General features: G+C 41.3%; 1 protein-coding gene. It reads right to left on the bottom strand.

Going from position 1 to position 705, the window contains the following annotated elements; all coding sequences use genetic code 11:
• Window positions 1–62: 62 nt before the first annotated feature.
• Window positions 63–407 (bottom strand): hypothetical protein, encoded by a 345-nt coding sequence (locus AC1DWN_RS34785; RefSeq protein ID WP_477563352.1) that lies wholly within the window; start codon window positions 405–407, stop codon window positions 63–65.
• Between the last annotated feature and the right edge of the window lie 298 nt (window positions 408–705).

Below are 705 nucleotides of genomic sequence, written 5' to 3'. Positions count from 1 at the left end.
CCCCTATACTGCTATTGCTACTCAGGATGGGGGCATGATTAGCGCTGCTAGCTTATATGTTTCTACAGCGGAATCCGATACTCTGATTTTAACTCGACAATATGTTCACCTTGATTGTATACCCAACAAAAGTGAAACTGGTTGCCATCATAGTTAGTCCGCTTGCGAATATCAGGCACAATCGTTGTTTCAAGATTATTATTGATCACCTTTTCCATATCTCTCAACCTCATTAATGTATCACGAGCCGCTGTTTCCGCTTGCTCGGCAGACATTGTCAGTCGAAAATAACGTATTGAAAGCTCTTCATTCGTAACCTCTTCAACCAACTGATCACCAGCGCTTTGTAAAATCTCCTTCACCGTCTTAATCCAATCGCCTGCCAAATCCATTGTAACTTCGTACATTTTAAATCCTCCAAGTTATAATTATATTTGCGTAATTGATAATTGATTAATTAACTGAGCCTGTGATCTGCTGCCAGGCAGCCCTGTACAGCTCCAGTATGGTCCATTTGATTTATTCGGTTGGACTCATCTTATATGAAGAGTATAGTTTGAAATGCTGTGCATACCGAAGCGGCGGCGTCATGAACTTCCTCTCACGTTCTTTGATCAAACTTTATTATATCCCATTACTAACCTCGGCGTGAACCGGATGTTGCTTTATACACTAGTGAAAAGCAGCTGTAAAGTCCTGAGGTAC

The organism is Paenibacillus sp. P4_A7 (genome assembly GCF_056402455.1).
This window is presented reverse-complemented; position numbering and strand designations above follow the sequence as displayed.